Genomic DNA, 581 nt, shown 5'->3' on the forward strand with positions numbered 1-581 from the left:
GGTTGACGAGTATCTGCCAGCATACCGGACATCGTATGATCCGCATTGTCCTGATCCTGATCCTGACGGCATGGTTGTCGGCATGCACACTCCCTGCGCCGCCACAACCGACAACCCCGCGCCCGACGGCGCCGGTCATTCTTGAGATCACTCCAGCGCCGACGCTGGATGTGGACGCCACTGCGACCGCATATGCTACATTACTCGTTCCCTCACCGACGCCAGCCGGGCTGTACATCGTTCAGCCGGGCGATACGCTGAGCGAACTGGCAATCGCATTCGGCACAACGGTTGCCGAGATCATGGCCGCCAACGGCCTGACCGATCCTGATTCATTGCAGGTCGGGCAACCGCTGATTATCCCCTCGCTGGTGGATACATCGCCATCGCTGCGGGCAACGCCGACCCTCAGTGCGGGGACGGCGGATCAAACTCCAGCGCCGGCAACCCCGACACTGGCGACCCCGTAGCGATACCCGGAAAAATGGCGCTTGACAGGCGAAGCGATTTTCGGTATATTTGCAATGTCAATCCTTCAAAATTGCCGTTCAGGCGTAAAGGAGGTGATGCCCATGAGTAAT

Annotated in this window: 1 protein-coding gene; it reads left to right on the top strand. The window is 59.4% G+C overall.

What is annotated here, in order from left to right:
• A partial coding sequence (locus tag NW818_RS13990; protein ID WP_414424906.1) for a LysM peptidoglycan-binding domain-containing protein occupies positions 1-470 on the top strand: 470 nt, incomplete at its 5' end.
• Positions 471-581 lie beyond the last annotated feature (111 nt).

It is taken from the genome of Synechococcus sp. R6-5, assembly GCF_047461775.1.
Taxonomy (GTDB): Bacteria; Cyanobacteriota; Cyanobacteriia; order Thermostichales; family Thermostichaceae; genus Thermostichus.